Origin of the sequence: Aeromonas sp. PrichA-15 (assembly GCF_017939245.1) — a bacterium.
Taxonomy (GTDB): domain Bacteria; phylum Pseudomonadota; class Gammaproteobacteria; order Enterobacterales; family Aeromonadaceae; genus Aeromonas; species Aeromonas caviae.
In genome coordinates this window covers 1-6,109 of record NZ_JAGKRH010000067.1, presented here as the reverse complement: position 1 = coordinate 6,109, position 6,109 = coordinate 1, and the positions used below count along the sequence as shown (strand labels likewise).

Annotated in this window: 6 protein-coding genes; 2 read left to right on the top strand and 4 right to left on the bottom strand. The window is 60.8% G+C overall.

Annotation, left to right across the window (positions count from 1 at the left end; translation table 11 throughout):
* The coding region (locus tag J9889_RS10815; RefSeq protein ID WP_210538105.1) for a transposase at positions 1-135 on the top strand (135 nt) is incomplete at its 5' end.
* A gap of 51 nt (positions 136-186) precedes the next feature.
* On the opposite strand, the gene dnaJ is transcribed toward J9889_RS10815, so the two are convergent.
* The 3 genes from dnaJ to grpE form a co-directional block, all read right to left on the bottom strand.
* Positions 187-1,323, bottom strand: coding sequence for a molecular chaperone DnaJ (dnaJ, locus tag J9889_RS10810; RefSeq protein WP_210556664.1), 1,137 nt, complete (start codon positions 1,321-1,323; stop codon positions 187-189).
* Positions 1,324-1,592: 269 nt separating this feature from the next.
* The gene (dnaK, locus tag J9889_RS10805; protein ID WP_010673646.1) at positions 1,593-3,521 is read right to left on the bottom strand and encodes a molecular chaperone DnaK; all 1,929 of its coding nucleotides are present in this window, start codon (positions 3,519-3,521) and stop codon (positions 1,593-1,595) included.
* 283 nt (positions 3,522-3,804) lie between these two features.
* Entirely contained in the window at positions 3,805-4,380 is a 576-nt protein-coding gene (grpE, locus tag J9889_RS10800; protein ID WP_113978197.1) for a nucleotide exchange factor GrpE, read from the bottom strand.
* Between the two features lie 263 nt (positions 4,381-4,643).
* Between grpE and nadK the strand changes: the two genes are divergently transcribed.
* A complete protein-coding gene (gene nadK / locus J9889_RS10795; protein ID WP_010673644.1) occupies positions 4,644-5,528 on the top strand; it encodes an NAD(+) kinase in 885 nt (294 codons plus the stop codon).
* Between the two features lie 24 nt (positions 5,529-5,552).
* Here the strand turns inward: nadK and J9889_RS10790 are convergent, their stop codons facing one another.
* Entirely contained in the window at positions 5,553-5,909 is a 357-nt protein-coding gene (locus J9889_RS10790; RefSeq protein ID WP_349237007.1) for a GGDEF domain-containing protein, read from the bottom strand.
* Between the last annotated feature and the right edge of the window lie 200 nt (positions 5,910-6,109).

The window sequence follows — 6,109 nt, the reverse complement described above, 5'->3', positions numbered from 1 at the left end:
TACCCGATGCACACGAGTGTGCTGGAAGGGGTGAACAACAAGATCAAAGTGATAAAGCGCATGGCATATGGATTTAGGGACTCAGAATACTTTTTTCTGAAAATCAAGGCGGCCTTCCCCGGAAAGCCGCGATGAACCAAAAAAAAGCCGGCACATCCGTGCCGGCTTGGGTAACGCGGGTCGCGTTTATTTGGTCAGGTCGTCGAAGAAGCGTTTCACCCCTTCGAAGAAGCCCTCGGATTTCGGCTTGTGGGTCTTGGCAGCAGCGCCGCTGAAGGAGTCGTCCAGCTGGCGCAGCAGATCTTTCTGGGTCTCGGTCAGCTTGACCGGAGTCTCGATCACCACCTTGCACATCAGATCCCCCACCTGGCCGGAGCGCACGGACTTGACGCCTTTGCCCCGCAGGCGGAACAGCTTGCCGGTCTGGGTTTCTGCCGTGACCTTGAGCTTGACCCGGCCATCCAGGGTCGGCACTTCAATCTCCCCGCCGAGCGCCGCCGTGGTGAAGCTGATGGGCACTTCGCAGTAGAGGTCGTTGCCGTCACGGACGAAGATCTCGTGCTCGCGCACATGAACCTGTACGTACAGATCCCCCGCCGATGCGCCGGTTTCCCCCGCTTCCCCTTCGCCGGAGAGACGGATGCGATCCCCGGTATCGACCCCAGCCGGGATCTTGACCGACAGGGTCTTGGTCTTCTGGTAGCGCCCTTCCCCATGGCACTTGCGGCACGGATCCTTGATGATCTTGCCGCGACCGTGACAGTGGGGACAGGGCTGCTGCACCGCGAAGAAGCCCTGGCGCATCTGCACCTGGCCGGAGCCGTGGCAGGTGGGGCAGGTCTGGGCGGAGCTGCCAGTATGGGCACCGGAGCCGTTGCACACTTCGCAGTGGACCTGGGTCGGGATCTTGATCTCCTTGGAGACCCCGCGCACCGCCTCTTCCAGCGTCAGCTCCATGTTGTAGCGCAGGTCGGAGCCACGGGCCGGGCCGCGACGACCGCCCCCGCGACCACCGAAGATGTCGCCAAACACATCGCCGAAGATATCGCCGAAATCGGCACCACCGCCAAAGCCGCCGTGGCCGCCACCCTGGCTCGGATCCACCCCGGCATGTCCGTACTGGTCATAACGGGCACGCAGGTTCTCGTCGGTCAGGACCTCGTAGGCTTCCTTGACCTCTTTGAACTTCTCTTCAGCCCCGGCATCACCCTGGTTGCGATCCGGGTGATACTTCATGGCCAGACGCTTGTACGCCTTCTTGATCTCGCGCTCGTCGGCACCTTTCGATACCCCGAGCACTTCGTAGAAATCGCGCTTCGACATACTCATCCTGTTGCTATATCAGCAGTTACGCAGACGGGCGTTGGTTACCCAACGCCCGTAAATTCATTGACGAATCTGCTCACACTCTTACTACGAAGCCGTGATCAAGGCTCATGTGCAGCTCGCTTGTTTGTAACCAAGAGTGCTCATGTATTCACATAGACTCCGGTTCTTGCGCTGCTCTTTACCTTGCTGACGGCCTCTCGCGATAGACCGTGAACAGATTCTGAGCCGATGGGCGAAGCGGACTTCGCCCATCCGGGTCGGGCTTACTTCTTGTCGTCTTTCACTTCTTCGAACTCGGCGTCGACCACGTCGTCGTCAGCCTTGGCAGAAGAGGAGGACTGACCGGCGTCAGCACCGGCGGCGCCTTGCGCCTGAGCCTGCTGCTGAGCAATTTCCATCAGCTTCTGGGACGCTTCCAGCAGCGCTTGCTGCTTGGCTTCGATGGCAGCCTTGTCGTCACCCTTGATGGCGGATTCCAGCTCGCTCAGGGCAGTCTCGATCTTGGTCTTCTCGTCGGCAGGCAGAGCTTCACCGGCTTCGGTGACCTGCTTGCGCACGGAGTGGACCAGACCGTCAGCCTGGTTGCGGGCCTGCACCAGCTCTTCGAACTTCTTGTCCTCGGCCGCGTTGGCTTCGGCTTCGCGTACCATGCGTTCGATCTCGTCATCAGACAGACCGGAAGAGGCCTGGATGGTGATCTTCTGCTCCTTGTTGGTCTCCTTGTCTTTCGCGGAGACGTGCAGGATGCCGTTGGCGTCGATGTCGAAGGTCACTTCGATCTGCGGCAGACCGCGCGGTGCCGGACGGATGCCTTCCAGGTTGAACTGGCCCAGGGACTTGTTGTCGCTGGCGCGCTTGCGCTCACCCTGCAGCACGTGAATGGTCACGGCAGACTGGTTGTCTTCGGCGGTGGAGAACACCTGGGACTTCTTGGTCGGAATGGTGGTGTTCTTCTCGATGAGCGCGGTCATCACGCTGCCCATGGTCTCGATCCCCAGGGAGAGCGGAGTCACGTCCAGCAGCAGTACGTCGGTCTTGTCACCGGACAGTACGGCACCCTGGATGGCCGCCCCCATGGCCACGGCTTCGTCCGGGTTGACGTCTTTGCGCGGCTCTTTGCCGAAGAAGTCGGCCACGGTCTTCTGAACCAGCGGCATACGGGTCTGACCGCCCACCAGGATGACGTCGTCGATCTCGCCAACCGCCAGACCGGAGTCTTTCAGGGCGACACGAACCGGCTCCAGGGAGTCTTTCACCATGTCTTCCACCAGGGATTCCAGCTTGGCGCGGGTCACCTTGATGTTCATGTGCTTCGGACCGGTGGCATCTGCAGTGATGTACGGCAGGTTGACGTCGGTCTGCTGGGCAGAAGAGAGCTCGATCTTGGCTTTTTCGGCGGCATCTTTCAGACGCTGCAGGGCCAGCTGGTCGTTGCGCAGGTCAATGCCCTGCTCGCGCTTGAACTCGTCAACCAGGTAGTTGATGACGCGGTTGTCGAAGTCTTCACCACCCAGGTGGGTGTTACCGTTGGTTGCCAGCACTTCGAAGGTGGTTTCCCCTTCGACTTCGTCGATCTCGATGATGGAGATATCGAAGGTACCGCCCCCTAAGTCATATACGGCAACCTTGCGCTCACCCTTGACCTTGTTGACGCCGTAGGCGAAAGCCGCGGCAGTCGGTTCGTTGATGATGCGTTTTACATCCAGACCGGCGATGCGACCGGCATCCTTGGTGGCCTGACGCTGGGCGTCGTTGAAGTAGGCCGGTACGGTGATGACGGCTTCGGTCACCGGCTCGCCCAGGTAGTCCTCGGCGGTCTTCTTCATCTTTTTCAGCACTTCGGCAGAGATCTGCGGCGGTGCCATTTTCTTGCCTTTCACTTCAACCCAGGCGTCACCGTTGTCGGCCTTGGCGATGGCGTAAGGCATGATTTTCAGGTCACGTTGTACTTCGTCATCTTCGAAACGACGGCCGATCAGACGCTTGATGGCGAACAGCGTGTTCTTCGGGTTGGTGATGGCTTGGCGCTTGGCCGGCTGACCAACCAGGATTTCGCCGTCATCGGCATAGGCAATGATGGACGGAGTAGTACGGTCGCCTTCCGCGTTCTCGATCACGCGAGCATGGTCGCCATCCAGAATAGCGACGCAGGAGTTGGTAGTACCCAGGTCAATACCGATGATTTTACCCATTTGACGAATCTCCAAATACTTTGAATAAACTGGCGAGGGGCTCGCCTTGATACGTTAACGGCTAGGTGGGGCCTGCCACTGTGGCTTTCAAGCTCCCGGCATCAAATTTTTTGTGCCGCCGTGGCCTTGCAACCTATATGGGGTCTCAAGTCGGCGCTTCAAGTCCGGCCCTGAAAAAACCTGCATACAGGCCACCTGACAGCCAAATGACGCCAGACACGTTTTCTGGCGCCACATCCAACAAAAAGCCCGCCAAGCGGCGGGCTTGGTGAGAACAGCGCGATCAGTCAGCGGACTTGGAGACCATCACCATGGCCGGACGGATGACGCGGCCGTTGAGCTCGTAGCCCTTCTGCATCACGGCGATCACGGTGTTCGGCGCCACATCGGCACTGGGCACCATGCTCATGGCCTGGTGGGCATTGGGGTCAAACGGCTGGTTGGTCGGGTCCAGCGCCACCAGGCCAAACTTGCCCACGCCGCTCTGCATGGATTTCAGGGTCAGCTCGACCCCTTCAATCATCGGCTTGAGGGTGTCGTTCTCCTTGTCCGCCAGCTCGATGGCGCGCTCCAGGTTGTCCAGCACCGGCAAGAGCTCTGCGGCGAACTTCTCCAGTGCAAACTTGTGGGCTTTCTCCACGTCCTGAGCGGCACGGCGACGCAGGTTCTCCATCTCGGCGACGGCGCGAATGGCGCGCTCGCGCTCTTCCAGGGAAGCCTGCTGGGCCGCCTCCAGCTGGGCCTCCAGCTCGGCGATGCGGGCCTGCTCGGCTGTCACTTCACTGTCTACATCGGTCGGCTCGACTGGCTGGGCTTCCACTTGCTCCATCGCTTCAACCTTTTGTTCTTCGTGGCTCATGACATCTCCAATATTCAGGGGTTGCGTGTGAGGGTGGCTGGCGTTCAGACAAGCGACACGCGCCAGCAGACCCTGTGTTGGCGCTATTATGGGGACACAGCCCCGGCTTTCAAGGGGAAAAGGGCAGATCGGGCACAATGGCGCCCATCCGCGTGCCAGGCAGTCCCTTTTCGGGGCCGATTGCACCAACCACCACGGAGGCAGACAAATCCCCGGCAAAGCGCGGTATACTCCCCCCAAGACTCTCCCAGACCCGATAACCTATGGATTCTCCGTTCAAAACCGTTGCCCTCATCGGCAAGCCCCATCACGAGGGGGCCAACCAGACCCTGACCGGCCTGTACCAGTACCTGACCAGCCGCGGCTTTCGTGTGCTGCTGGAGAGCCGGGTGGCCCATACCCTGGGGCTGCTCGGGGAGAACGTGATGGATCTGGTGCAGCTCGGCGAGCAGGCGGATCTCGCCATCGTCGTCGGCGGTGACGGCAACATGCTGGGGGCCGCCCGGGTGCTGTCACGGTTCGATGTGGCGGTGATCGGGGTGAACCGGGGCAACCTCGGCTTCCTGACCGATCTCTCGCCCCAGGATTATCTGCTGCCCCTGGAGCAGGTGCTCTCGGGTCACTTCAAGAGCGAGCATCGCTTCCTGCTGGAGGCCGCCGTCTATCGCCACGGGGAGCGCAAGTCGAGCAACCTCGCGGTCAACGAGGCGGTGCTTCACCCGGGCAAGATCGCCCACATGATCGAATTCGAGGTCTACATCGACGGCAGCTTCATGTACAGCCAGCGCTCGGACGGCATCATAGTGGCGACACCCACCGGCTCCACCGCCTACTCCCTGTCGGCAGGGGGCGCCATCCTCACCCCCAAACTCAACGCCATCACGCTGGTGCCCATGTTCCCGCACACCCTGAGCAGCCGCCCCATCGTGCTGGATGCGGACAGCGAAGTGCGGCTGCTGGTCTCGCCAGACAACCAGGACGACGCCATGCAGGTGAGCTGCGACGGCCAGGTCACCCTGGCGGTCCACCCGGGGGACGAGATCCTCATCAAGAAGAGCAGCCACAAGCTTCATCTGGTGCATCCGCTGGATTACAGCTACTTCCACGTGCTGCGCAACAAGCTCGGTTGGGGCAGCAAACTCTTCTAGCCAGGCACCATCGGTGGCGAGGGTCTACCCCTCGCTGCTTTCGACCAGCCGAGGCAGTGCCGGCTCGAATGCCAGATGCACCCCGTTTCGCCCCGCTTCCTTCACCCGGTACATGGCAGCATCGGCTTTGGTCAGCATCAGTGCCAGGTCAGCCTCGGCACTGGCGCACACAACCCCAATGCTCACCGTGACCCCCTCGCACGGCAGGCAGGCCCCCTGCCGGGAGCCCGTCTCTATCTGGCGGCGGATCCGGTCACAGATGTCGCGGGCCATCTGGCCGCTCACGCCCCCCATGATGATGGCGAACTCCTCGCCACCGATGCGCCCCACCAGATCATCCTTGCGTACCTCGGCCACCAGCACCCCGGCCACATAGCGAATGACCTCATCCCCGCAGCCGTGACCAAACTGGTCGTTGACCCGCTTGAAGTGATCGATCCGTCATTCCGCACCTGATTTTGCTATTTTCAGTGCTTGACGGCGATCGGCCGTTCTGATCTATTACTCTCTTTTGCAGGTAGATCATCATGGCCGCACCCGCTATCTCGATCCGTAACCTCGATCACCTTGGTTTGGTCGCC